20 protein-coding genes, 1 pseudogene and 1 CRISPR repeat array are annotated in these 26120 nt (G+C 55.5%); of the genes and pseudogenes, 7 read left to right on the top strand and 14 right to left on the bottom strand.

All coding sequences use genetic code 11. From position 1 onward, the window contains the following. Positions 1-286: 286 nt before the first annotated feature. Together nrdD and nrdG are read left to right on the top strand one after the other, a co-directional pair. Positions 287-2425, top strand: coding sequence for an anaerobic ribonucleoside-triphosphate reductase (nrdD, locus tag NAL19_RS01860; RefSeq protein WP_263058597.1), 2139 nt, complete (start codon positions 287-289; stop codon positions 2423-2425). A gap of 81 nt (positions 2426-2506) precedes the next feature. Then, positions 2507-2971 carry an anaerobic ribonucleoside-triphosphate reductase-activating protein gene (gene nrdG, locus NAL19_RS01855; protein WP_263058596.1) on the top strand — a complete coding sequence of 155 codons (465 nt, stop codon included), beginning with the start codon at positions 2507-2509 and terminating at the stop codon, positions 2969-2971. An 11-nt stretch (positions 2972-2982) separates the two neighbouring features. On the opposite strand, the gene NAL19_RS01850 is transcribed toward nrdG, so the two are convergent. The 3 genes from NAL19_RS01850 to NAL19_RS01840 are packed head-to-tail and all read right to left on the bottom strand — an operon-like array spanning position 2983 to position 4607. Next, a complete protein-coding gene (locus tag NAL19_RS01850) occupies positions 2983-3636 on the bottom strand; it encodes a hypothetical protein (RefSeq protein ID WP_263058595.1) in 654 nt (217 codons plus the stop codon). Positions 3637-3692: 56 nt separating this feature from the next. Next, the gene (locus tag NAL19_RS01845; protein ID WP_263058594.1) at positions 3693-4151 is read right to left on the bottom strand and encodes a YhbP family protein; all 459 of its coding nucleotides are present in this window, start codon (positions 4149-4151) and stop codon (positions 3693-3695) included. Between the two features lie 9 nt (positions 4152-4160). Next, complete coding sequence (locus NAL19_RS01840) at positions 4161-4607, bottom strand: winged helix-turn-helix transcriptional regulator (RefSeq protein ID WP_263058593.1); 447 nt, start codon at positions 4605-4607, stop codon at positions 4161-4163. Positions 4608-4873: 266 nt separating this feature from the next. On the opposite strand from NAL19_RS01840, the gene NAL19_RS01835 reads away from it, so the two are divergent. Further along, positions 4874-6226 (top strand): pyridoxal phosphate-dependent decarboxylase family protein, encoded by a 1353-nt coding sequence (locus tag NAL19_RS01835; RefSeq protein ID WP_263058592.1) that lies wholly within the window; start codon positions 4874-4876, stop codon positions 6224-6226. 82 nt (positions 6227-6308) lie between these two features. Here the strand turns inward: NAL19_RS01835 and NAL19_RS01830 are convergent, their stop codons facing one another. From NAL19_RS01830 to NAL19_RS01780, 11 genes are all read right to left on the bottom strand, one after another. Next, complete coding sequence (locus NAL19_RS01830) at positions 6309-6767, bottom strand: hypothetical protein (protein ID WP_225086638.1); 459 nt, start codon at positions 6765-6767, stop codon at positions 6309-6311. Positions 6768-6932: 165 nt separating this feature from the next. Continuing rightward, positions 6933-10384: a CRISPR direct-repeat array (repeat unit 29 nt; unit sequence CGGTTTATCCCCGCTGGCGCGGGGAACAC). 84 nt (positions 10385-10468) lie between these two features. Beyond that, positions 10469-10762 carry a type I-E CRISPR-associated endoribonuclease Cas2e gene (cas2e, locus tag NAL19_RS01825; protein WP_014698581.1) on the bottom strand — a complete coding sequence of 98 codons (294 nt, stop codon included), beginning with the start codon at positions 10760-10762 and terminating at the stop codon, positions 10469-10471. Further along, positions 10763-11680, bottom strand: a complete 918-nt coding sequence (cas1e, locus tag NAL19_RS01820) for a type I-E CRISPR-associated endonuclease Cas1e (protein ID WP_225086637.1) — start codon at positions 11678-11680, stop codon at positions 10763-10765. It lies immediately after the preceding gene. Between the two features lie 27 nt (positions 11681-11707). Then, entirely contained in the window at positions 11708-12355 is a 648-nt protein-coding gene (gene cas6e / locus NAL19_RS01815; RefSeq protein ID WP_263059646.1) for a type I-E CRISPR-associated protein Cas6/Cse3/CasE, read from the bottom strand. Next, positions 12355-13089, bottom strand: a complete 735-nt coding sequence (cas5e, locus tag NAL19_RS01810) for a type I-E CRISPR-associated protein Cas5/CasD (protein ID WP_263058591.1) — start codon at positions 13087-13089, stop codon at positions 12355-12357. The genes cas6e and cas5e overlap by 1 nt, the downstream gene beginning before the upstream one ends. 9 nt (positions 13090-13098) lie before the next feature. Then, the gene (gene cas7e, locus NAL19_RS01805) at positions 13099-14166 is read right to left on the bottom strand and encodes a type I-E CRISPR-associated protein Cas7/Cse4/CasC (RefSeq protein WP_263058590.1); all 1068 of its coding nucleotides are present in this window, start codon (positions 14164-14166) and stop codon (positions 13099-13101) included. Between the two features lie 3 nt (positions 14167-14169). After that, entirely contained in the window at positions 14170-14808 is a 639-nt protein-coding gene (gene casB, locus NAL19_RS01800) for a type I-E CRISPR-associated protein Cse2/CasB (RefSeq protein WP_263058589.1), read from the bottom strand. Continuing rightward, positions 14792-16363 carry a type I-E CRISPR-associated protein Cse1/CasA gene (gene casA / locus NAL19_RS01795; RefSeq protein ID WP_263058588.1) on the bottom strand — a complete coding sequence of 524 codons (1572 nt, stop codon included), beginning with the start codon at positions 16361-16363 and terminating at the stop codon, positions 14792-14794. Before casA ends, casB begins: the two co-directional genes overlap by 17 nt. Before the next feature lie 993 nt (positions 16364-17356). Beyond that, on the bottom strand, positions 17357-20074 hold the full coding sequence (gene cas3, locus NAL19_RS01790; RefSeq protein ID WP_263058587.1) for a CRISPR-associated helicase Cas3': 2718 nt from the start codon (positions 20072-20074) through the stop codon (positions 17357-17359). Between the two features lie 36 nt (positions 20075-20110). After that, positions 20111-20542: a polymer-forming cytoskeletal protein gene (locus NAL19_RS01785; RefSeq protein ID WP_263058586.1), complete on the bottom strand. Its 432-nt coding sequence runs from the start codon at positions 20540-20542 to the stop codon at positions 20111-20113. Between the two features lie 59 nt (positions 20543-20601). Then, entirely contained in the window at positions 20602-20841 is a 240-nt protein-coding gene (locus NAL19_RS01780) for a hypothetical protein (RefSeq protein WP_263058585.1), read from the bottom strand. 294 nt (positions 20842-21135) lie between these two features. Between NAL19_RS01780 and NAL19_RS01775 the strand changes: the two genes are divergently transcribed. The 4 genes and pseudogenes from NAL19_RS01775 (at position 21136) to NAL19_RS01760 (ending at position 26113) form a co-directional block, all read left to right on the top strand. Beyond that, positions 21136-22059 carry an aminoimidazole riboside kinase gene (locus NAL19_RS01775; protein WP_263058584.1) on the top strand — a complete coding sequence of 308 codons (924 nt, stop codon included), beginning with the start codon at positions 21136-21138 and terminating at the stop codon, positions 22057-22059. A 198-nt stretch (positions 22060-22257) separates the two neighbouring features. Beyond that, a pseudogene (locus tag NAL19_RS01770) lies at positions 22258-23263 on the top strand (carbohydrate porin). A gap of 70 nt (positions 23264-23333) precedes the next feature. Continuing rightward, the gene (locus tag NAL19_RS01765; protein WP_225086627.1) at positions 23334-24704 is read left to right on the top strand and encodes a sucrose-specific PTS transporter subunit IIBC; all 1371 of its coding nucleotides are present in this window, start codon (positions 23334-23336) and stop codon (positions 24702-24704) included. Beyond that, positions 24704-26113, top strand: coding sequence for a glycoside hydrolase family 32 protein (locus tag NAL19_RS01760; RefSeq protein ID WP_263058583.1), 1410 nt, complete (start codon positions 24704-24706; stop codon positions 26111-26113). Before NAL19_RS01765 ends, NAL19_RS01760 begins: the two co-directional genes overlap by 1 nt. Positions 26114-26120 lie beyond the last annotated feature (7 nt).

Below are 26120 nucleotides of genomic sequence, written 5' to 3'. Positions count from 1 at the left end.
CCCAACCACGCCACCAGACCGCGTCCCACAAGCCTTCATGGATGCCACATCCGATTTGATTAAATTTCGATCAAGCTCGATTTATCTACTAGCTGGGAATTTCTTTGCTCTGCGTCAATTTTGCAGCGATAAAAGCGCAAACACTCCTACGCAATTTCAATATATAGTGCCTATCCTGTAAACATGACCTACATATAGTGTTTATCCACAGTATCATCCACAGCCCCCTGTAACCCCTGTCGGCTAGGGCTTTCGCCTGTGGATAACCTTTCGAGAGGAAGAAAACGTGAAACCAGTAGTGATTAAACGGGACGGTTGCCAGGTGCCTTTTGATGAAGTGCGTATCAAAGAGGCGGTCGAACGCGCGGCGCATGCAGCCGGTGTCAATGATGCAGACTACTGCGCAACTGTGGCCTGTGCGGTCGCTCAACAAATGCAGGATAAAACGCGCGTAGATATCCGCGATATTCAGAACGCGGTCGAAAACCTGCTGATGTCCGGCAATTACAAGCAACTAGCGCGTACCTACATCGAATACCGCCACGATAGAGACATCGCGCGTGAACGCCACGGCCGGCTGAATCAGGAAATTCGCGGTCTGGTCGAGCAGAGCAACATGGCGCTGCTGAATGAGAACGCCAACAAAGACAGTAAAGTCATTCCCACCCAGCGCGACCTGCTGGCCGGTATTGTCGCCAAGCACTACGCCAAACAGTACATCCTGCCGCGTGATGTGGTATTGGCGCACGAACGTGGCGAGATTCACTATCACGACCTCGACTATTCGCCTTTTTTCCCGATGTTTAACTGCATGCTGATCGACCTGAACGGCATGCTGACCAATGGCTTCAAAATGGGTAATGCGGAGATTGAGCCGCCGAAGTCGATCTCTACGGCCACTGCCGTCACCGCGCAGATTATCGCGCAGGTCGCCAGCCACATTTATGGCGGCACCACGATTAACCGTATTGATGAAATTCTGGCGCCGTTCGTCACTGCCAGCCATGCGAAACATAAAGCGGTGGCAGAAGAGTGGCAGATTCCTGATGCGGAAAATTATGCCTTAACCCGCACGGAAAAAGAGTGCTACGACGCCTTCCAGTCACTGGAATATGAAGTCAACACGCTCCACACCGCTAACGGCCAGACGCCGTTCGTGACCTTTGGTTTCGGGCTCGGCATCAGTTGGGAATCTCGTCTGATTCAGGAATCTATCCTGCGCAATCGCATTGCCGGGCTGGGTAAAAACCACAAAACGGCGGTGTTCCCGAAACTGGTCTTCGCGATTCGCGATGGCCTGAACCACAAAGCGGGCGATCCAAATTACGATATCAAACAGCTCGCGCTGGAGTGCGCCAGCAAGCGCATGTACCCAGATATCCTGAACTACGAACAGGTCGTGAGCGTCACCGGATCGTTCAAAACGCCGATGGGTTGCCGCAGCTTCCTCGGCGTCTATGAAGAAGACGGCCAGCAGATTCACGATGGTCGTAATAATCTGGGCGTGATTAGCCTGAACCTGCCGCGCATCGCGCTGGAGGCCGAAGGCAATGAAGATCGCTTCTGGACACTGCTCGACCAGCGTCTGGCACTGGCGAAGAAAGCGCTGATGACGCGCATTGCGCGGCTGGAAAACGTGAAAGCCCGCGTTGCGCCCATCCTTTATATGGAAGGTGCCTGTGGCGTACGTTTAAAAGCGGACGACAGCATTGCGGATATCTTCAAGAACGGACGCGCCTCCATTTCGCTGGGCTATATCGGCGTGCATGAAACGATTAATGCTCTCTTCGGTAGCCAAACTCACGTGTTTGATGACGAGGCGCTGCGTGCCAAAGCCGTAGCCATCATCGCTCGTCTGAAAGAGGCGACCGAGCAGTGGAAAGAGGAAACGGGTTATGGCTTCAGTCTGTACAGCACGCCGAGTGAAAACCTGTGTGACCGCTTCTGCCGTCTGGATACCGCCGAATTTGGCGTGGTGCAAGGCGTGACGGACAAAGGGTATTACACCAACAGCTTCCATCTTGATGTGGAGAAGAAGGTGAACCCTTACCAGAAAATCGACTTCGAGCTGCCCTATCCGCCGCTGGCTAACGGGGGGTTCATTTGCTACGGCGAATATCCGAACCTGCAACACAACCTCAAGGCACTGGAAGACGTGTGGGATTACAGCTACAGCCGCGTGCCTTACTACGGCACCAACACGCCGATCGACGAATGCTACGAGTGTGGCTTCACCGGTGAATTCGAGTGCACCAGCAAAGGCTTCACCTGCCCGAAATGCGGCAACCACGATTCGGCACGCGTTTCCGTCACGCGCCGTGTGTGCGGCTACCTCGGCAGCCCGGATGCACGTCCATTCAACGCGGGTAAACAGGAAGAAGTTAAGCGCCGGATTAAACACCTGGGCAACGGTCAACTGGGGTAACCCCTTCCGGGCCGCGGCAATGCGGCCCGTCTTTCGCGGCACCGTCAACACACGCCCGCGTCATAACATGGGCTCTACCGTATGAATTACCACCAGTATTATCCCGTTGATGTTGTCAACGGCCCCGGCACCCGCTGCACGCTGTTTGTCGCTGGCTGCGTACATGAGTGTGCGGGGTGCTACAACAAAAGAACCTGGCGACTGAACTCCGGCCAGCCGTTTACGCAGGAACAGGAAGATAGGATCATCGCCGACCTTCGGGATACGGTGATTCCACGGCAGGGTATTTCGCTGTCTGGCGGCGATCCGCTGCACCCACAGAATGTGCCTGACATCCTGCGGCTGGTGGAGCGCATACGCGCAGAATGCCCAGGCAAAGATATCTGGGTCTGGACAGGCTATGTGCTGGCCGAATTGACACCGGATCAACAGCAGGTGGTCGATCTCATCAATGTCTTAGTCGATGGAAAATTTGTGCAAGATCTGAAAGATCCCGCACTGATTTGGCGCGGCAGCAGCAATCAGGTTGTCCACCGCCTGCGGTGATCGATAGGCGGCTACTGAAGCGGTGGCTGCTTGCCCAATGACCGTAATTGATCGGATTCCAGCACGGTAACCCGCGCTTTGGGTTCCGGCGAGAACGCCTGATTCAGCAATGCCTGTGCAACTGTTTTTCCTTCAATGGCTCGCCACTTTGCCGGGAACAGGCGGAACAGCGGAGCGGCCAGGCTTTCTAACGGGCGGCTGTCTTCCCTTTCCCCTAGCAGCATCGACGGCTGTGCCAGGGTCAGATGTTGCCAGCCTTGCTGCCGCAGCGATCTTTCCGCTTCTCCCTTCACTCGCGAATAGAAGAAAGGCGATGTCGCATTCGCACTCAGCGAACTGACGACCAACAGGTGCGTCGCGCCCAGCGCCAGCGCCACTTTTGATCCTTCCACCACCAGCGTGTAATCCACATAGCGGAATGCCTGTTTACTGCCTGCCGTCTTGAGCGTCGATCCCAGGCAGCAAAATGCGATGTCGACAGGGTCAGTCAATTGCGCCAGCGCGGTAGACAGATCGTAATCGTGCGGATTAACCACTTTCTCCGAAGGCACCAGCGGCTTACGGGTCGGCGCATAGATCGTCTCGACCCGATTATTGGCTTTCAACAGCTGTAACAACTCGTGACCTACTAACCCCGTTGCACCTAATAACAATACCCGGCTCATCGGTTTTCCCCCTTACTCTGCGTCTTTCACGTTCCCATCTTTTGACGTTGCTGTTGTTATTTGTGTTCATTCCGCTGCCAGTGGCGTTTCTTACCAAAGCCCAACGTATTGTCCGTCATCTTGATTTCTGTCAGATCGAGTCGCCAGATCGGCGCTTGCGATGCCCGGGCAATAGGGAAACGCGTGTTATAGCGCGCTCTGGCCTGCTGCGCCTCATCGCCCTCCAACAGCACCGCCAATCCGCGAAACTGCACACCCTTAATCAGCATCACACTCTTCGGCTGGCCGCTGACCGTACCCGCCACCTGCGGTAGCCTCGCCATTATTTCACCGTGGCGCGTCTGCAACTCTGTCATCAGATAGAAGGCTATCTGTTGATCGTCATAAGTATAGAAGCAACTCGCACACCATAATTCCGAATTTTCACCCACGCATAACGTCAGTACGTGCAGCTTTTTCAGGTAGCGGGAGATAGCGTCAAGATCGCCGCCCGTTCCTCTCGATGCTGTCTGCATTACGACACCTCACTCCACTTTCTGAACGAATGTATCCTGCCCAACCATTCGCTGGCCTTCCGCAGAATGCGGCAGCATGGCTTGCAGAGGCTGGCCGGTGTGTTTATCCAATAGCAGGGAGTGAGGTTCCCCCTCAGCAAACAGTTGCTGCTCTCCCCACTGGCGTAGCGCCACAACGAGCGGAAATAGCTGTTCGCCTTTTGGCGTCAGAACATACTCCTGATAGGCCGAACTGTAGGAAACGGGCTGAACGGACAAAATACCTTCGTCAACCAACGTGCGCAGACGGTCGGTAAGAATATTTTTCGCGACGCCCAAACTGCGCTGAAAATCGCTGAAACGGCGGCGATTATCGAAAGCATCGCGGATAATCAGCAGCGCCCAGCGATCGCCAATCACACCCAGCGCACGGGCGACGGGACACGCATCCTCTTTCAGACTTTTGCGCTTCACCATGACGATTTCCTCCCCTTTTTCCTGTTCATCCTGCCTTACCCACAAACTAAAAAAATGACCGTACGTTTTTTGGTTGCAGAATAAAATCAGGGTATTTATGCTTCAAGTGGTTTTATTTTGAAACCAAAAATGGGCGGTGAAAGCAAATATTATGAAAATAAGCCCTATTCATACCACGTTATCCGTCACCGAAGGCGATCTTTACAGCACTGCGCCGCAACTGACAGCCTGATAACGGCACAACGATTCTTGATAAGGGAAAAAGCATGAGTGAACTGACGTTACTGGCTGATGCCGATGAGCGCGGCCGACGTTATCTGGCTGCGAATGCACAGCGGCGGGTTTTCCCCGATGCAGACGCCCTCGCGGCACTGACGCGTTTTGATGAAACGCTGCCGCAACAGGGTTTCTCACCCGAAAGCACGCTGGCGCTGTTGGATGAGGTCGGCTCCCCGGCGACCACCGCGTCCAATGGCCCAAACTATTTCGGCTTTGTTATCGGTGCCTCATTGCCGGTTGCCGCGGCGTCCGAACGATTGATGATTGCCTGGGATCAGTGCGCGTCCACCTTTGATAATTCGCCGGTCTCCGCCACGCTGGAACGCCTCGCCAGCCGCTGGGTGCTCGATGCCCTGAGCTTACCCAAAGACAGCGCCGTCGGTTTCGGCACCAGCGCCACCGCCTGCACGCTTTCCTGTCTGGCCGCCGCGCGTCGTGCCTTATTGGCAAAACAGGGCTGGGATTTTGACAACGATGGGCTGATCGGCGCACCTGAAATCAAGGTCGTGATTTCGGAACTGACGCACATCACCGTGAAGAAAGCGCTGCGCGTACTCGGCTTTGGGCTACGCCATTTACGCATCGCGCCCGTTAATGCGTGTGGGCAGATTGATGCTGCGCAGCTTCCTCCGTTGGACGATAGCACGATTCTTTGTTTGCAGGCGGGTGAGGTCAATACGGGCGAGTTTGATGACTTTGCACAGATCATTCCCGTCGCGAAAGCAGCGGGAGCTTGGGTTCACGTTGATGGTGCTTTCGGACTATGGGCCAGAGCCTCGTCCCACGCGGCGCTCACTGAGGGCATCGAGCTGGCCGACAGTTGGACAACGGACGCACACAAATGGCTGAACACCCCCTACGACTGTGCGATGGCGATTTGCCGCGATGCGGACGCGCTGGCCGAAGCGATGAACGCAGATGCGGTTTACTCCAGTGCGGCGCGAGATGCACAGAAGAATCTGACGCTCGAATTCTCCCGTCGTCCGCGCGGTATTCCCGTGTGGGCGGCACTGCGTACGCTAGGGCGTGACGGCGTGGCGGAGATGGTCGAACGACACTGCCGACAGGCAACATTCATCGCCGACGGCCTGCGCCATGCGGGATTTGAGGTACTAAATCGGGTTGTGCTTAATCAAGTTCTGCTGCGGGGAGAAACCGACAGCCAAACCACGGCGATACGGGAAGCGTTACAGGCCTCGGGTAAAGCATGGTTTGGCGGCACCGTCTGGCAGGGGCGTCCGGCCTTGCGCATCAGCGTGTCATCCTGGCGCACGCAGGACGACAACATAAAGGCGCTCATCGCGCTGCTGACGAAAATCAAAGCGCAGACCCCACACTGAACGAAGCGCAAAGTATAAAACGACGCTCCCCGCAAACGCGGGGAGAGAGAAACATCACCGGACTACGGCGCGTCGACATGCGCTAGACGTAAACGCTGATGCTGGAGACCTGCCCCTGAAAGCGGTTCAACGCCTCTGCCGCACGTTGCAGGCTTTCGGTATTTTGCACTTCGCTGCGGGATGAGGCACCCGCGACACCTTGCTGAATGGTATCGAAAACATTAATCGGCTGGAACACATTGGAAGGCGGCACGCTGCCGACATTCTCTCGTGGCGACGAAATAAGCCCCAGCAGCGCGGAGCCTTCTTCACGTCCCAACCGCCCACTGCTGACAAGGCCTTCTACCGTTTCATACAGATCGGCTGGGCTAATGCGGGTGAAATCATATCGCGTCGTCTCACCGGCAGGAACGGCACCGCTTCCCGCCTGATAAGACTGAAGCTGTTCGGACAACGCCGCTTTCTCTGCATGTTCTGTAGAACGCTTCGCCATCACCTGCTGGCTGGCAAAAACGGACGACTCTGCGGCTTCAACTTTCATATCACCTCCTTACGGTAACGTATGGAAGACAAAAATCATTGGCATAGCACCTCACTGTGACAGTGGGTGCAAAACTGGCGTGTTTTAATACTGACACGCAATCCCCCATCACGCCAGCCAAGCGGGGAAATCCCCTCCGACATATACTTGAATTTAGTCATCCCACGGTTTATCCCCGCTGGCGCGGGGAACACTGAGGGTGCTCGTCTACCTCTGGCGTTTCTTTCGGTTTATCCCCGCTGGCGCGGGGAACACCAGTATTTAACGGCAAGATACGCTATCTGCTGCGGTTTATCCCCGCTGGCGCGGGGAACACAGTCCTGCCTCCCGCTAATTCAGGTGGTGGCGCGGTTTATCCCCGCTGGCGCGGGGAACACCGAACGGTTCGACCTGAGTTCAGGTAAAAATCCGGTTTATCCCCGCTGGCGCGGGGAACACGTTAGTGAAAATCAGGAGGCGGTAACTCACTTCGGTTTATCCCCGCTGGCGCGGGGAACACGGGAAGCGAGAAAAACCACCGAGGCGGGTTATCCGGTTTATCCCCGCTGGCGCGGGGAACACGCTGAATAAGCCATAATGCGGCCATGTCCTGGCGGTTTATCCCCGCTGGCGCGGGGAACACGCTATTTTTCTGGCCGACCATTATCAATTGCGCGGTTTATCCCCGCTGGCGCGGGGAACACGTACGTTGTGACCGTTTCCGGCCAAACCAACGCGGTTTATCCCCGCTGGCGCGGGGAACACGCGCGGGAATTTTCCCTTTCGCAACGCGGTTTGCGGTTTATCCCCGCTGGCGCGGGGAACACATGCTATCGAGCGCAGCGGCGGTGTCTTTGTCCGGTTTATCCCCGCTGGCGCGGGGAACACTCATCCAAGTAGCTCTGGAGCAATTGAGTGCGCGGTTTATCCCCGCTGGCGCGGGGAACACTACAACAACGGGCAAAACAACACGTTTGGGTTCGGTTTATCCCCGCTGGCGCGGGGAACACCTGGGCGTTCGATTCCGCGTCGATATACGTGGCGGTTTATCCCCGCTGGCGCGGGGAACACCTATCAGGAATCGGACATCCGACGTGATCCTTCGGTTTATCCCCGCTGGCGCGGGGAACACCCTTCCGGCGCAACTTCTGGATTCGGCGTATTCGGTTTATCCCCGCTGGCGCGGGGAACACGGAGGTCCTGCGGATTCATTGTTTCCAAGCGCTGGTTTATCCCCGCTGGCGCGGGGAACACAACCGCCTTTCCGGTCACTAATCGACGGTACTCGGTTTATCCCCGCTGGCGCGGGGAACACAACAGGAGTTACAGGCAATTTCTTTAAGCATTCGGTTTATCCCCGCTGGCGCGGGGAACACCTGTAAGCATCTCCCTGATTAGATTTCGGCATCGGTTTATCCCCGCTGGCGCGGGGAACACACTGCCACTCTCAGCGGGTACATGCGTACGTTCGGTTTATCCCCGCTGGCGCGGGGAACACGGTAACTGCCGAATAAAATTAATAGCGTTTTGCGGTTTATCCCCGCTGGCGCGGGGAACACTTTACCTCCCGCTCTAATCATTGCCATGGTGGCGGTTTATCCCCGCTGGCGCGGGGAACACGGGGGTGCTTTGAATTTTTGCCCACAGGACGCCGGTTTATCCCCGCTGGCGCGGGGAACACACATCATAGGATAAATTGATAGGCTGATACGGCGGTTTATCCCCGCTGGCGCGGGGAACACGAGAGTGTCGGGGTTTCCACGTCTGCAACCACCGGTTTATCCCCGCTGGCGCGGGGAACACAGCCGATCACGCTAAGTCGGGAGATGGCGGCGCGGTTTATCCCCGCTGGCGCGGGGAACACCAGCGTTGAGCGAATCAACACCTCATCGATTTGCGGTTTATCCCCGCTGGCGCAGGGAACACTGGCTGTCTCATATGCAATGTTTTGAATAGCTGCGGTTTATCCCCGCTGGCGCGGGGAACACACGGGCAGGGTACAAATGTGAAGGGCAACAGGCGGTTTATCCCCGCTGGCGCGGGGAACACCTTACGCCGCCGCCAGTAGCATTTTTTTCAAGCGGTTTATCCCCGCTGGCGCGGGGAACACACGTCGGCGCAAGTGCCGGGTTCTTCAACACGCGGTTTATCCCCGCTGGCGCGGGGAACACGAGGCTTTGTTAAATTCGGCTATTAAAAGGCGCGGTTTATCCCCGCTGGCGCGGGGAACACGAGGCTTTGTTAAATTCGGCTATTAAAAGGCGCGGTTTATCCCCGCTGGCGCGGGGAACACACATCAGTCGTCGAAATCTGCCCCTCATACGCCGGTTTATCCCCGCTGGCGCGGGGAACACTTTTGATGTCGTGACCGCGAATTCGTCGGCGCCGGTTTATCCCCGCTGGCGCGGGGAACACGCAGACTTTCCAGCTCCTCGTGATAATTCGACTCGGTTTATCCCCGCTGGCGCGGGGAACACATGCTGGATATCGACACCGCGGAGGGGGAACAGCGGTTTATCCCCGCTGGCGCGGGGAACACAGCCAAATCAACGCACGTAGTTTTTTCATCGTCGGTTTATCCCCGCTGGCGCGGGGAACACCGCACCATTTTTCCGTTTTTGATGCACAACTCCGGTTTATCCCCGCTGGCGCGGGGAACACGATGTGGTTGAGACGTGAATCAACCTCCATGTCGGTTTATCCCCGCTGGCGCGGGGAACACACCGTATCGCGGCGTTCGCGGGTATCACTCGTCGGTTTATCCCCGCTGGCGCGGGGAACACCAGTAAACGTTGCTGCTCATGACAGCAGCGGGCGGTTTATCCCCGCTGGCGCGGGGAACACCAAAAATCACTAACTGAGACGACTGATCCACTCGGTTTATCCCCGCTGGCGCGGGGAACACTCAGCATAAATGTAATCCATGTCCCGGGCCTGCGGTTTATCCCCGCTGGCGCGGGGAACACTTTGTTTCAGTTGTCGGCGAATTTGGACTTTACGGTTTATCCCCGCTGGCGCGGGGAACACTTTGCCGCCTCTTCAAAACTATCTCGTAATTCCGGTTTATCCCCGCTGGCGCGGGGAACACTCGAATTTTATCGAACTTAGGGATCCGATTGACGGTTTATCCCCGCTGGCGCGGGGAACACAGTGTCGGCAGTGAGCGCTCAGGTCGATATCTCGGTTTATCCCCGCTGGCGCGGGGAACACACGAACGCGGAATGCGTTATCAGACTCGGAATCGGTTTATCCCCGCTGGCGCGGGGAACACTCATCCAAGTAGCTCTGGAGCAATTGAGTTCGCGGTTTATCCCCGCTGGCGCGGGGAACACAGCCGTTGATAACATTGTAGCGAGCTTTGCTACGGTTTATCCCCGCTGGCGCGGGGAACACGTAATGCGTCTCTTCAGTTTTATAGTTAGTATGCGGTTTATCCCCGCTGGCGCGGGGAACACAGATAAAAGCTCTTCTATTTTTTCAAAAGAGCCGGTTTATCCCCGCTGGCGCGGGGAACACACGCGATACTTTGAAAAATGCAGAGGCGCTGACGGTTTATCCCCGCTGGCGCGGGGAACACCGTTAATTGGGCCAACTGCTGCGCCGTTGATTCGGTTTATCCCCGCTGGCGCGGGGAACACTCTAAAAGTAGAGAGTTGTTTTATAACACTTTTTTCGGCATAAAAAAATCTACCGATTTTTCCATGTTGTTAAAGATCGCTAACTTATTGATTTTCAATAGGTGAAAAAGAGACTAACCGCAGGCCATCCAGATCTACCGGCATTCGGCGGTTTTCTCCCCAGGTTTGGAACTCAAAACCGGATTCCGTATTCGTCGACCATGCCATCACCACGTTGCCCTGCTCTGCCAGTTCGATAATCTGTTGCCAGACCATTTCTCTCACCCGCTGTGAGGTATCGCCAACATAGACACCCGCACGGACTTCCAGTAGCCATACCGCTAACCTGCCGCGTAAACGCGGCGGGACATTTTCCGTCACCACCACAAGCATACTCATTTAACCTTGTCCCCGGTGACCGCTGTCACCAAACGGCTTCGGCTCTGGGATGGCCGGCGGCTGCGCATCGTCCGGCGGAAGCGGCGGCGTAATGCCACCCGCAGATAAGACGTCCTCAATGAGAGGAATCAGTTTACTGAGCGTTTTCTGGCTACGGAAAATATCACGGCAGGCAAGCCGCACTTCACGATCAGGCTCGGCAGGGTTGCGGGCTGCAATTTCAAAGGCTTTCGCTACCACACCCTCGAATTTGATGATATCGGCAATGTCATAGACAAAAGAAAGCGGTTTGCCGCTGTGGACAAACCCGATCGCTGGCGCATACCCCGCCGCCAGCACGGCCGCCTCAGTAATGCCGTACAGGCAGGACGTCGCCGCACTAATACACTGGTTGACCTTGTCGCCTCGTTCCCAATCTTTCGGATCGTAACGTCGGCCATGCCATTTCACGCCATATTGCTGCGCCAACAGCGTATACGTTTGGCGCACGCGGGCACCTTCAATTCCCCTAAGCTGCTCGACCGAACGGCGGCTCGGCGCCGGTTCACCAAAGCGCAGCTCGAACATTTTGCGCACCACTTTCAGGCGCAATTCCTCGTCTAACGCCAGCTTAGCCTGATAGAGCAATTTGTCCGACCGCGCGCCGCCGGGCTGGCCAGACGCATACAGCCGCACGCCCGCTTCGCCAACCCACACCAGCAGCGTCCCGACCGTTGCCGCCAGTCGCACCGCCGCATGAGAAACCCGCGTGCCCGGTTCCAGCATGATGCAAGCAACCGAGCCGACGGGAATGTGCGTACGGACGCCGGTTTTATCCACCAGCACAAACGCCCCATCAATAACATCAATCTGCCCGTATTGCAGAAAGATGAGTGAAACGCGATCCTTAAGCGGGATCGGGTTGAGCGGAACATACATCGTTGACTCTCCCTGTAACGGGGCAGGCTACGCCCGTTTCAATAGCAGCAGGCCACACCCCAGTGCTTTGCTTTTTCCTAACCCTTGTCGGGCAACCGTCGCAAAGCGTTCAGCATCCGTAATGTGAAGCACCCCGTCATAATCCACGCTGCTGAACATAATCGCTGCCGACTGACCGGGCTTGTTCAGGCGATGGCGTTGATAGCCATCAACCCGACACGACGATACCGCAAAGCCCGCATTTTCCCCCTGTCGCACCAACCATTCCCGCGCACGCTGTTGCTGGTGTTGCCACAACGCCACGCCGGATAGCCCCGCCGCTTTCGCCTGATGACGCGCATCCATCAACACATCGCTACGTTTGCCGTCCCGCGTAACGACTGGATTCGCACGCAGCGAAAAGGCTAACGCCATGCCGTTATGCCACTGTGGTTGATAGGGTTTGGTTTCCACCTGAAACAGATTGTGATCCGCCTGCGGTGCCTGTTCAGAAAGCAGGTAAAACAGGCTTTTGGTTTCATGCGCCTCTTCGCGGAACAGGAACGAACGCTGAAGCTGTTCAGGGAAAAGCTGCCAGAGCCATTGGTGGCTGGCATAGCCCCCCGCGTGCAGCCGCTTCTCGGCCATCACACGCGGCAACGCATTGAGTTGCAGTGTTATTCTGGAAAAATACATCATTCCTCTCCCTTATCACTGCCAACATATTGCACACGAGAGGCGAACTGCCAGCGCCGTCGATCGGCGGGCTGATCGTTCCGTGAAACACGGTATTGCGCCGTTAGCCCCGTATCGGTTTCCTGTTCCCAGTAGCACACACCCTCGGCACGAGCGATCATCTCTAACGCGAGATCGTTCAGCGCAGGCGTCCGCCTGGCTAACTGCCACACCTCGGCCAACGTACCAGAGAACAAGTGTGGTGCCAGCGGCAGCGCAGGCGGACAACTTTTACGTCCGAAATAGAGCGTAAACACCGGTGATAGCAGCGCATCCCGCAGCGCACTTAACGAGTAAGGCGCATCCGGCGTGGCACTAATGGCGATGTGATAATAGGCATCACAGCGGTATTCACGTGAAGTCAGCATGGTTTCGAGCGATTGTCCCACCTCTGGCCGCAGTTCATCCCGCCTTGTATAACGCGTTACTTTGCGGTTTTCTTTCGGCATTTGCACCGTGTGGTAGTCATTCAGCCAGGTTTCACGATCGGAAAGCGGCCGCACCGCCACATGGTAATGCTGATTAAAAACCGTCAGCGCGGCTCGATCGTCGCGCCGGATCCCCAGCGCCGCTGCCAGCAGCCCCAGCAGCGCCGAACGGCTGGGTACCGTCGAGGTGTGGCGCACCTCACCGACCGCCACTTCCCCCCACGACACCAGCGGGGCATAGATCTGGAAGACCAGATAGTTATCCATAGAGCGCTCCTACTGGCTGATGAAATCCAGTAACCCTTGCAGCGAGCCACCCTCACTGTCCGCTTCCACGTTCAGTTCATAGGAAGGCACACTGCCGGAAGAGGCGTACACCCGGTCAAATTTGTTTTTTTGCTTACGCAACAGCTCGATAGCGTCATTGACCTGATTATCACTGCGGATGGGTTTGAAAAACGCGACCGACAGGGTACGCGGTTGATCGGTGCTCTTTTCTGCCAACGCATAGGTTGCCAGCGCACGGCTGGCGAAGCTGTTTTGCTTGCCGCCCGGTGATACGGTCAGCACCGTTTCCGTCAGCGCACGTAGGGTTTTCGCCACCAGTGCGTCGTCGTTATTCAGGTTTTTCAGCAGCAGATCGCGGTTAATGCAGACATAGTGATAGAACAACGCCGAGGCAAAGCCCTGCTCGCCCATGTGCGCCGATCCGTTATCCGCTGCCGTGTTCAGGTCATCTACCGCCGTAAAGAAATCATCTTCGATGGTAACAGCACTTACGCCCAATGCGTGCGCCACCTGACAGGCCGCTTCGATATCGAATTCCGGGCTGGAGGCCAACATCCGACCAAATAGCGCGATGTCGACACTGGTGGCATCCTTACGTAGTAGTTTTAGCTCCTCGCTATTCGGCTTACGGGATTCCGCGACCAGACGCGCAACCAGTTGATCGATCAACGCCCTTTCCTGCACGCTGAAGTGAGCAAGCTGTTCGATATCGTATTTTTCCAGTGGCTCTTTACTACCTTTTTCTTCTTTTTTCAGTTTACCGAACTGCTCAGCAATGCTCTTCGCCGCCTCATCGGCCAGCTTTTCACTCATTCCGCCAGCAATCAGCGCATTGTAGATATCACGCCCAATGCGGCGACTGCGGGTGCCAATATGGCCGTCCATCGCGGATTTAAACACCTCAGAGGTGCGCCATGCACGCTTCAGGCTTTGTGAGGACACGCGCAAACGTTCAACGCCGCCAACGATGGCGGTTTTCGGACGCCCCGCGTCATCACGGTTCAGGTTAGAAGATGGATAAGCGGTTAAAAAATGAAGCTGGATAAATGTGGTCATCAGTTATTCCTTGTCTGAAGCTGTCGTTGTCGTTGTCGTTGCTGTCGTGTCTGGCTCATCGGCGGTGAGGTTTTGTGACGCCTGCGCATATTCGCACGCCCAGCGCACCGCGTTGCGTCGCAAAGGGTGAAGCGTTGGCGCACGGTTTTCCTGTCGTGCCTGCCACTCGTCCGCCCAGAGGAAAATACCGTCCGCTAGTGAAGGGAGGTTTACACCGGCCTCACCGCGTATTTGCACCGCGCGGAAAAGCTGGCGATACAACTCTTCCGGCGTTTGCGCCCGCTGTAGCCGTTCAAAGCGCAAAGGAGAAAGAAAAGGGCGATCGCCGCCCTGCTTTTCACCTAACTGCGCAGCGAAACTGGTTTTCAGCATGTTTTTCGCCACATGTGCCGCAACGGAAACAAAAATCGCCAGCGCCATGATGCGGCTTTCCTTTTCCAGCCTTGCTGCCAGCTTCCCCGCCAGATCGTGATACCCCGGACAAGTCAACACGCCAAAAGGCGGCGCAGCGCGGCGCAACTCTGCCCGACGCGCTCGGCCATTACCCGCAACACTGTGGCGATTTTGTAGCGCCTCGAACCAGTCACTAATCTTTTTCGCGTCATCCTTGTCGATGACCCTAAAATCAGCCGTGTTTGCCATCCACTGCCTCCTGCATCTGTTTAATGGATTCTGCCGCTTTCTGCTTATGGAAAAACGCACTCAGCTTTTTCCGCGTTCCCGCCGCCTTAGCCAGATCGCGATGTTCGTCGGGGTTGCTAAACACGCGGGCATCGTAGGTACCCAACAGATAACGATAGAGTGCCTTTTGCCACGTTTTCAGCGCCGTAGCGGGGGCTTCATCCTGAGCTAACGACTGATACAGCCGTATAAAATCAGGCTGTGTTTCCTGCCAGAACGCGACATCAATAGCGCTGAAATCCCCTTTTGCGTCTTTCGGACGTGAGAACCAGGCTTCTTTAATCATCTGCCGCAGCAGCGTAGCGCTATCTCGCGCCAGCTCAACGGCCAGTTGCAAATAGTCTTTATATTCAATCAACGTCAGAGGATCATCACGAAAACGGGCAGACGCGAACAACAGCGGGACATGGTGTTCATACCAACAACGCGCCTTCATGTTGTCCATATCGTAGCCAAAACACCACAGCCCAGAGTGCCTGCGCAATTCATCCCGCCGGGCATTGTGCTGCACAACGGTGGCGGGAAAGGTGTGGTTAAGCTTATCTTCCCCCTGAACCAGCAGCCCCAGCCAGTCACGGTAAGCCAGCCCGCCCGGCTGCCCTTTCACCGACAGAAGCGGGGCATCATCGCCCTTCAATGCCCGACGATAAGGGGTGAGCGGATGCTGCCAACTGTCGTACTGAATGCCGTAGTTTTTGGTGCGATACTGCGTGAACAACGTGGTCGATTCCCTGCCACACAGATCGCATTCCCCCGCCTCTAGCGTGGTGAAATCCAGCTCAATACGACGTGGCATGCCCCAATAGGCTTGCAGCCGATGCGCATTTTCCGGCGTCACGGGTGGGTGAGCGCCCTCGCTGGTCGGTGTGGCCGCTAACCACGGGAACACCGTGGCATCAGGTTTACCCTTTGGCATCACTTCCTGTGTCACCACGTTCATCCAGAGTTTTTTCCACAGCGGCAGCCCAGTATCTTCCGGCATCAGCAACGTCGTGATCGGCCCACCGCCGCGCATCCCGGTGCGGTGCCCTTGCCCGCCGGATGGCGCATTGGTTTGCAACGTGAACAGCGCCATTGCCGCACAATGCGGACATACCGCGTTGACCGTACCACGCTTGATAAAGTGATCTTTGTTCAGCTTGAGCGTATTGCCGCCGGGGGCATCGATCAGCAGGCCGGAAATCGGCGTTGGGTCGCTGTCGAGCGTGGCAAAATCCTGCATAAACGCCGGCTTCTGTGCGCCAAACTGCATTGCTGGTGCAAGAATAGCTAACGCCTGTGGGAAATCGTCACCCAGCCCTTCCTCCCAGATTTCACTCCAGTCATCGCTATCAGCGGGCGCATAGGCGGTTTGCAGCAGGCCGATAAGGAGCTGATAGCCCGCGCCCTGCAAATCGGCACGCGGCCAGGCGAGATCGATAATCGTGTCGTTGGGGAGTTGCTGCGGGGAAATGTTACCCATCCGACCATCCGAAAAAACGGCGGGTAACCAGGGTTCTTCAATCAATGAAAACATCGTACCTCCTGTGTGCGCCGCATCCCTGCGGCAGGCCAGATTATGGCTGGTTCTGCGACCTCTTTTTTAACGCATTCAGTCCGCGACGCCAGAGAGATGGCTCACGTTTGTGGCTGAGGGCAGGGGCAATATAGGCAGGATGCGTTGGCGGCGAAGCCTCTACTTTGGTTTGGTGAATAGTGATATTCACTGGGATAGTGATAACGGGAATAATGATCAATATTCATATTCCTTCTGGTGTGGTTTGATTTCCACGAAATACGCCGCTAGGATGAAAGATGCCACTCGCTCAACTAAGTGCGTGTTCCGTGCCTTGCGCCTGAACACCGCTCAGTTGGGCAACTCCAGCTAGCAGTATCAGGTGCTGTATTGTTTTTAGTCTAGCGACATGAAAAAATCAAGAAGATAATAGATATGGTCTTTATAAAGATAATAGAAGCTGTTTTAATAAATAGAACGTCTAATTGAACAATTATGAGTTAAACTTTCTCAGTTCCCTCTATTAGAGGGATAAACCAATAATGGAAACAGTCTGTTAATTTCAGTCTTCCATCTTCCCCGCGCCAGCGGGGACAAATCGCAGGGATGCGGTAACTCTCGCAAAAGCCTTTCTATCTTCCCTTTAGCAGATGAACACCCTCTGGCGTAAATTTTGCCGAACTGGCCGAGGCCTTCAGGATGAGCCGCAGGACGCGGCGAAAGCCTGTGTCGCGTAGGGAACGCGTCACAGGTGGTCCGTTAGAAGGCCACGTCCGGTGAGGGAACCGCGAAGCGGCATAAATTTCTCGCCAACAGCCTGGGTTCTCAGGGCGGCGGCGATTGAGCGCCCTGAGTCGGGCGCGTGCTATGAAGTAGCATAAAGACACAACTGGCTTAGCGCACGAAACCAACACTTCCCTTGCAAATAACTCACCGATAAACACCCCAATTGCAGCACCGCCCGCAAAAACTCAATTAATACAACGCGGCCTACAACCTTATTATTTGAGTACATCACGAATCCAACAACATCAGCCCCACCTGCTCGCTATAAAACGCATGCGTTTCACCCCGATTCAGCAGCAGAACCTCAGCCTGTGGGCGGTGTAATTGCTGTCGAAACCGCTCCAGCGCGTCATCTTCTAATATCGGTAATCCGGTTTTACGCTTCTGCCACCAGCTTAACCGCACCTGCACGCGGCTTTGCTCCCAGGCGAAAGTTTCCGATGCGGCGTAAGGCTGCGGAAGTTCACCATCATTTTCCGGTTTCCACGCCAAATACAGATCCAGCGTGTCCTCTCCCAGACGGGTGGAAATATCCACCGCATCGCTCCAGCCAGACTCGCTGGATTGAGCACAGTAACCGTGTACCAACGCCAGCGATGACTGACCGGCAACGGAGCGCTGGCCGTATCGTTCACCCAGTACCTTGTTGGCTATAGCCTCCAGTTCAAGGGGCACCGCGATCTGTTCTTCATACACGCTGTTGATCAGCAGCCGCGCCGCTTCCGGCATTTTTATTGCACCGCATTCACGCAAGATAGCCTGCGTGCGCCACAGCGCGGCATGATCGGGATAAACGTAGCCGCTGTTGCGCAGTTCATCACCCAGCCAGTTAGCCTCCGCTTCCGGTTGCCAAACCGGAGCCATGATGTGCAGCACCGCCGCCGGGCGCTCATCCGTTAGCGGTGCCGTATCCAACTCTGTTTTACGACGCCCGTCGAGAAACCGGATATGCCGCTGTAATCGCCCTGCACGCTGAATCAGCAAGTCGATGGGTGCAAGGTCGCTAATCATGTTATCGACATCAATATCCAGCGATTGCTCAACCACCTGCGTGGCAATCAGCACTTTGCCAGCACGTTTATCCGGCGTGCTGTCTTTGCCAAACCACGTCAGCGCCTGTTCCTCAATCGCCATACGATCGCAAAAGGCGAAACGGCTGTGGAACAGCAGCATATCTTTCTCTGCCATACCCTCCTCAATGAGCTGACGATAAACGGCAATGGCGTCATCCACCGTATTCCTGATCCAACAGATCGATTGCCCTGCCGCTACGCTAGCCTTCACGGATTCGATGCCCTCCAACCGTTCAGTCAACCAGCTAATCTTGACCTCGCGCTTTACTTCCGACCGCGTTTCCAGCGCCGTTTCACGCAGCCCTTCACGCGTTAACTGCGTCAACCACGGATAGGCCGCGTTGGGGTCAGGCTGGGCAGACTCACAGGCTATCCCCAACGAAAACGCCCACGTCAGTTTTTCCCGCAGGGTAAGTGGCAACGTCGCGGTGAGGATAATCACGCTGCCGCCCTGCAGCGCATGAAAGCCAATCAACAGCTCAATCAGCTTGCTCATGTAGGCGTCATACGCGTGCACTTCATCCAGAATCAGCAGCTTGTTTTGTAGCCCCAGCACCCGTAGCGACTGGTGGCGAAATGGCATCACTGCCATCAGCGCCTGATCGAGCGTGCCTACGCCGATATCCGCCAGCAGCGCTTTCTTACGCGAGTCCGCAAACCAGATGTTACAGTCCTTGCTGGCAGCGTTTTCTTTCTTGTCGTACTGCGCCTGCCCCTGACTGTCACCTTCCCACAGCGATTGCACAAAGGCTGATGACATATGCCGCGCCCCATGCGCCAGCATCAGCGAAGGGTTATGCTCTGGTGAATATAATGCGCGGTAGGCTTCGGCAAGCCGCAGGTACATAGCATTCGCCGTCGCCATCGTCGGCAGGCCGATATAAATACCGCACGCTTTCTGCTGCGCCATCAGACGATGTGCCAATATCATCGCGGCTTCTGTTTTCCCCGCGCCAGTCACGTCTTCCAGAATGAAAAGCTGCGGCCCGTCAGCGGAAATATCCGCTTCCTGTGCCTGCTGTTGCAGCGGCGTTGGGCGTTGGATAAACGGAAAGAGCTGTTGGATAGAATGGAAAGGGGCAGTAGACGGGGTTCGTGGCAAACGCGCGACGACCTTTTCTGCCGTCGGCAGAGCGTGTTCACGCCAGTAGGTTTCAAGCGGCATCGGCGTGCTGCAATAGCGGAAATCCTGCTGGCGCGAGCCCAGCCAATCTGCCAGCACGGTCAAGCCAGCCAGCGCCCAACTTTGCTGCTTCAGCCGGTTTCGCCAGCCTTTATCTGCAAAACAGACTGGGAACGTAGAGGCGTCGGGAAAACACGTTTCCAGATCATGCAGGTAATGTCCTACCGCCAAATAATCATCACGATGAAAGGCCAGACTACCTTTGCATTCCGCCGCGGGTTTACCGTGATGCCCGGTGACGATATTCAGCCAAATCTCCAGCGTACTTTTCACCACCGACGTGAGCTTCTTCGTCCCTAAAGGAAATAAGCTGGTAATATCATCACGCATTGTCCATAGCCAGAAGCCCAGATCGTCATGCCTTTCCCCCCCAGATTGTCCCGAATGCTGGACTAACGGGGAGTCAGGGTTGACATATTTCCCCTGAAAACCACGGGCAAATTTCCCGATATCGTGCCAGGCTAGAAAATACGCAAACCATGCGGTGACATCCGCCTCGGACGCCAACTCACGCAGCACATGGTTAGCCTGAAAATAGTTTCTCTTTAACAAGAAATAACCACAGGCTGCCACATCCAAACCGTGATAAGGCAGCAGGTGATAATCATCTCCCTCCTGCACATCCGCCGATCTTTTGGCTTTTCCCCAATACCGGAAATAGCTCCTGTCGATGATGTCTTCCTTATCCATAGTCTTTATCTGTCAGAATAACCTTTCACGACGACCTCACGCCGTTGGCACATTGCTCGCTAGCGCGACGACATTCTCTTGCTCTGTGGGGGTTTTACCGGTTTTCTCTTTTTTCTTTTCCACGTAGCTCAGTTTTTCCTGATGCTGCGCTGGCGGAGTCAGCGGGTGGGACTGGCCGGTGAAGATGCCGCCTTTTTCAATGGAGAGTTCGTCGGTGAAAATATCGCCAAATACTTTCCCCTGCGCCAGAATGGCTACGACGCTGGCGACGATACGTCCTTCAACACGACCGTTGATGACAATCTGCTGCGATTTCATTTCGCCGTTTACCTGACCGGTGTGTTCTACTTTAATCGTGTTATCGCACTGCACGTCACCTTCTACCCGGCCTTCCACGGTGATATTGCCATCCACAGCCAGAGAGCCCGTCATCCGTGCGCCCTGAGAAATAAAGGTGTCTTTTTTCACGCGCACAGGGTTCACTGAATTAATCAACTCGTTCGATGGGCTGATAGCGGGAGAGCTGTTTATTTCACTGCGCTCTTGCGGTTCTTTTGCATCTTTTTTTGGTTTTTATCAAATGAAAACATCGTGTTATTCCTTTTAACAGTATAGAAAAATGCGATCGCGGCACTCGCGACGAGCACAGCAGCCACTCCCTGACCGTAATAGCGAAGGGGGAATTCGCTATAAATATCAATAAGCCAGGCGACGACCAGCAAAGCCCATAGCGCCCATATTCCCCAAAGCAGGTTGTAATTACGCACCGGGGTAACCCCGGAAAGAGGTAGGGTGATACATATCCTTCTCCATTCGTCCTTTTTTGCGGCTTGATTCCCGGATTCATTGAGCCACGCCTCATAACTATCGGATGACAGGCTCGTTTATTTAGTCCGATAACCGTAGCAACGTGATGACTATCGCATAAATTTTCACCAATGCGATGTGGAAAAGTGCGTTTTATTGATGTGGATGCGTCTCTGCAATGAAGGGTATTGCTTAGCTAAACCGATTCTTCTATTTTAGCAAACAGTCTGATTATCGTTGATAAGAGTAACGTTATGGCAAACAGAATTTGGGTCATGGGCGACGCGGTTGTCGATCTCATCCCGGAAGATACGGAACGCTATCTGAAATGTCCCGGCGGCGCACCGGCCAATGTCGCAGTCGGCATTGCCAGACTGGGGGGAAACAGCGCCTTTATCGGGCGCGTCGGTGACGATGTTTTTGGCCATTTTCTAAAAACAGTGCTGGAACAGGAGAACGTCGATACGCATCACATGGCGCACGACACACTCCACCGCACCTCAACCGTGGTCGTTAGCCTCGATGAAGCAGGGGAACGTGCCTTCACGTTTATGGTACGCCCAAGCGCAGACCTGTTTTTACAGCCGAAAGACCTGCCGATATTCAACCAGAGAGAATGGCTGCACCTCTGCTCCATCGCACTCTCACAGGAACCTTCGCGTAGTACCGCCTTTGAAGCGATGCGGCAGGTGAAAGCCGCGCGAGGCTGGGTCAGCTTCGACCCGAATATCCGTGACGATCTCTGGCAAAGCGAGCAGGAACTGCGCGACTGCCTGACACAGGCACTGATGCTGGCCGACGTAGTGAAACTGTCGCGTGAGGAACTCGCCTTTCTGTGTTCAACACCGGACGTTGAAGCGGGGATTCAGCAGTTCATGCAGCGCTACCCCACCCGGCTCTTGCTGGTGACACTGGGCAGCGAAGGCGTCTGGCTGCACGATCGCCACCAGCTACAGCACTTTGCCGCGCAGTCGGTAACCCCCGTCGATACGACAGGTGCGGGGGATGCCTTCGTCGCTGGTTTACTGCATGGCCTGGCGCAATATAACGAGCTGTCACAGCCGCTTAGCTGGGAGCCGATTATCGCGCAGGCACAGCAGTGCGGCGCACTTGCCACCACGGCAAAAGGTGCAATGACCGCACTCCCCTACGCTCAGCAATTGCACGCACTCCCTTAGCTAAGCCCTAATCCCCTCGTTTAATACGGTTACCGTCCGGTTTTGTAGTCAGGATCACAGTTACAGAATCGGGCGAGTGAAATTTCTTGCTAACCCTTCTGCTGGCTTTTATTTTCCTCATGAAAAACCGGTTTAGCAATTTAGCTAAACATGAGAAATCCAAAAACAATAAATCTCCTTCACGACGAGAACGAAAAAATGAAACCAAGCCACCTTGCTGTGACGATAGGATTATTACTCTCCTCCCCGCTTTATGTTTCTGCCGCCAACACCGATAGTATTGAAGCCCGCCTGAACGCCATGGAGCAGCGTTTGCAACAGGCTGAAGCCCGTGCCCAGACCGCCGAGGCCAGAGCCGACGCCGCTGAAAAGCAAACCCAACAGCTCGCCACCCGCACCACACAAACCGAACAGAAAACCCAGCAGGTGGAACAGCGCACGACGGCGCTGGCTAAGCAAAAATCCTTTGCGGATGGATTTGAATTCCACGGCTACGCGCGTTCCGGCCTGTCGATCAATGACTCCGCCACCAGTTCCAAGACCGATAAAAGCAAACACCGGTACAAGCCGTGATAACACCGTCGTCACCAACACCAATGCAGGCGATAAAGGCTACCACGCGATGGTGGCTTACCACGGCGACAGCTTCTACGGCTTGCGTGACGGGACATCGAAAACCGCGATCCTCTACGGTCACGGACTGGGCGGCGAAGTGAAAAACATCGGTGCCGACGGCAACCTGACCAACGATGCCAACACCTGGCGCTTTGCGACCTACGGAACAACCGCGCTGAACAAGACCTGGAGCTTCGCTCCGTCCATCCTGGCGCAAACCAGCAAAGACCGTTACGTCAACGGCGATAGCTACGAATGGGTGACGTTTAATGCGCGCCTGATTCAGGAAATCACCGAAAACTTTGCACTGGCTTATGAAGGCAGCTATCAATACATGGACCTCGATCCGCGCGGTTATCGCAGCCTGAATCAGGTTAGCGGCGGTTTCTACAAGCTGACCTTCGCACCGACATTCAAGGTTGGCGATATCGGCAACTTCTTTAGCCGTCCTGAACTGCGCGTGTTTGCCAGCTACATGGACTGGGATAAGCGACTGGATAACTACTCCAGTGAAGATACGTTTGGCTCCACCGGCTTTAAAGCAGGCGGCGAATGGAACTTCGGTATCCAGATGGAAACCTGGTTCTAACCCTTGTCCGGCTTTGGCGTCGATTACGCACTAATCGACGCCAAAGTGACGACATATAAAGAGGAATAACATGGATATCAACAAAACTGCCGCCGCGCTCATCCCCCTTCTCGGCGGGAAAGAGAATATCGCCAGTGCTGCCCACTGCGCGACTCGCCTGCGTCTGGTACTCAATGATGACAATCTGGCTGACAAAAAAGCCATCGAGAACGTTGACGGCGTTAAAGGCTGTTTCCAGAACGCGGGACAAATGCAGATCATTTTCGGCACAGGTCTGGTCAACAAGGTGTATGCCGAGTTCATCAAAGCAGCTGGCATCAGTGAATCGAGCAAATCCGAAGCGGCCTCCATCGCAGCGAAAAAGCTGAACCCGCTGCAACGTCTGGCACGTCTGCTATCGAACATCTTCGTCCCTATCATGCCGGCGATTATCGCGTCCGGTCTGTTGATGGGGCTGCTTGGTATGATCAAGACCTATGGCTGGGTCGATGCCAGCAGCGCGATCTTCGTGATGCTGGATATGTTCAGCTCCGCTGCCTTTATTATTCTGCCTATCCTGATCGGTTTTACTGCCGCGCGCGAGTTCGGCGGCAACCCCTATCTCGGCGCGACGCTGGGCGGCATTCTGACCCACCCGGCGCTGACCAACGCCTGGGGCGTCGCGGGGGGCTTCCAGACCATGCATTTCTTCGGCATGGACATCGCCATGATTGGCTATCAGGGCACCGTGTTTCCGGTACTGCTGGCCGTCTGGTTCATGAGCATCGTAGAAAAGCGCCTGCGTAAAATCGTACCTGACGCGCTGGATATCATCGTCACGCCGTTCCTCACCGTCATCATTTCCGGCTTCGTTGCTATGCTGCTCATCGGGCCGGCGGGGCGTGCGCTGGGCGACGGTATTTCTTTCTTACTCAGCACGTTGATTGCTCACGCTGGCTGGTTAGCCGGTTTACTGTTCGGCGGCCTCTACTCCGTTATCGTGATCACTGGCGTTCATCACAGCTTCCATGCCATTGAAGCCGGACTGCTTGGTAACCCGAATATCGGCGTCAACTTCCTGCTGCCGATTTGGGCGATGGCGAACGTGGCGCAGGGTGGCGCATGTCTAGCGGTATACTTCAAAACGCGTGATGCCAAAACCCGAGCGATTGCCGTTCCCGCAGGGCTTTCTTGCCTGCTGGGCATCACAGAAGCGGCGATATTTGGTATCAACCTGCGCTTTATTAAGCCGTTCCTGGCCGCACTGGCAGGCGGTGCCCTTGGTGGCGCGTGGGTTGTCTTCAATCACGTCAATATGACGGCCGTCGGGCTGACCGGTTTTCCGGGGCTGGCCATTGTGCAAAGCGGGTCGATGCTTAACTACCTGATTGGGATGTTGATTGCGTTCGGCGCGGCCTTTGTCATTTCCTTACTGCTGAAATATAAAACGGATAGCGAATAATGAAGGAAGTCCACTTACTAAAGCGCATGGCGCACGCCCTGATGTCAGGCCACTCACGGAAACAGGAAGACCCGTATCGCCCGGAATGGCATCTGTCTCCGTGCGTGGGTCTGCTCAACGATCCGAACGGATTTATTCATCACAACGGGCGTTACCATCTGTTTTATCAGTGGAATCCTTTATCCTGTGCCCACGGAGCAAAATTCTGGGGGCACTGGAGCTCCGCCGATCTGGTGAACTGGACGCATGAACCCGTCGCACTGGTGCCCAGTGAAAGCTATGAAAGCCACGGCTGCTATTCTGGCTCTGCCGTAGTCGATCAGGGCGCGATCATGCTGATGTATACGGGTAACGTGAAATACGACGATGGCTCACGTACCGCGTTCCAATGCCTCGCCCGCGAAAATCCTAACGGTGAATATGACAAACTGGGCGCGGTTCTGACGCTCCCTGATGGCTACACCGGGCACGTTCGCGATCCGAAAGTGTGGCGCCATGATGACCACTGGTACATGGTGCTCGGCGCACAAGATCTCGACCTGCAAGGGAAAGTGCTGCTCTACCGTTCTGACGATCTGCTGGCGTGGGAGAAGATCGGTGAGATCGCCGGTTCCCGTCTGGGCGGACTAGGGGATTTTGGCTACATGTGGGAGTGCCCGGATCTGTTCCCACTGGATGGAAAGGACGTGCTGATCTGCTGCCCACAGGGGGTTCCCGCCGAAGAAGAGCGCTACCTGAATACCTTCCAGGCGGGCTATTTCATCGGCTCGCTTAACTACGACAACGGTGCTTATCCCCATCAGGGTTTCCATGAACTGGATCTTGGCTTCGAGTTTTACGCGCCGCAAACCACACTGAGTGAAGACGGGCGACGCCTGCTGTTCGGCTGGATGTCGATTCCCGACGATAATGAATTTTTTGAACCGACGATCGAGTACGGCTGGATCCACACCATGACCTGCCCGCGCGAACTCACACTGTGTGGCGATCGCGTTTATCAACGCCCTGCACGTGAACTGCAACAGCTGCGCAGGCAGCATTACTCCTGGCATGGTGCCGCAGACTACGCGTCTCCGCTGCATGTCAGCAGCGCGGAAATTCTCATCACCGTTCAGGGCGAATTCCAGCTCAGCCTCGCCTCACAACTGGTTCTCTGTTGGGATGGGGAACGTGTCACGCTGAGCCGACACAACCGCCGCACTGGCGAACCCGAACATCGCTACTGGCGCGGTGAGCTGAGCCAATTGCAGATACTGTGCGATCGCTCCAGCGTTGAAATTTTCATCAACGACGGCGAGGCCGTGATGTCTGCACGCTATTTCCCGGAAAGTGACGCGACCATGACGTTCAGCGGCTCTGGTCGATTAACGCTACAACACTGGCTGTTAGCGCCATGCGTGATAGAATAACTTTCCT

This window comes from Pectobacterium sp. F1-1 (genome assembly GCF_025643735.1).
Classification (GTDB): Bacteria; Pseudomonadota; Gammaproteobacteria; order Enterobacterales; family Enterobacteriaceae; genus Pectobacterium; species Pectobacterium colocasium.
Note: the sequence above shows the minus strand (reverse complement) of the source record. Positions and strands in the feature narration are given on the sequence as shown.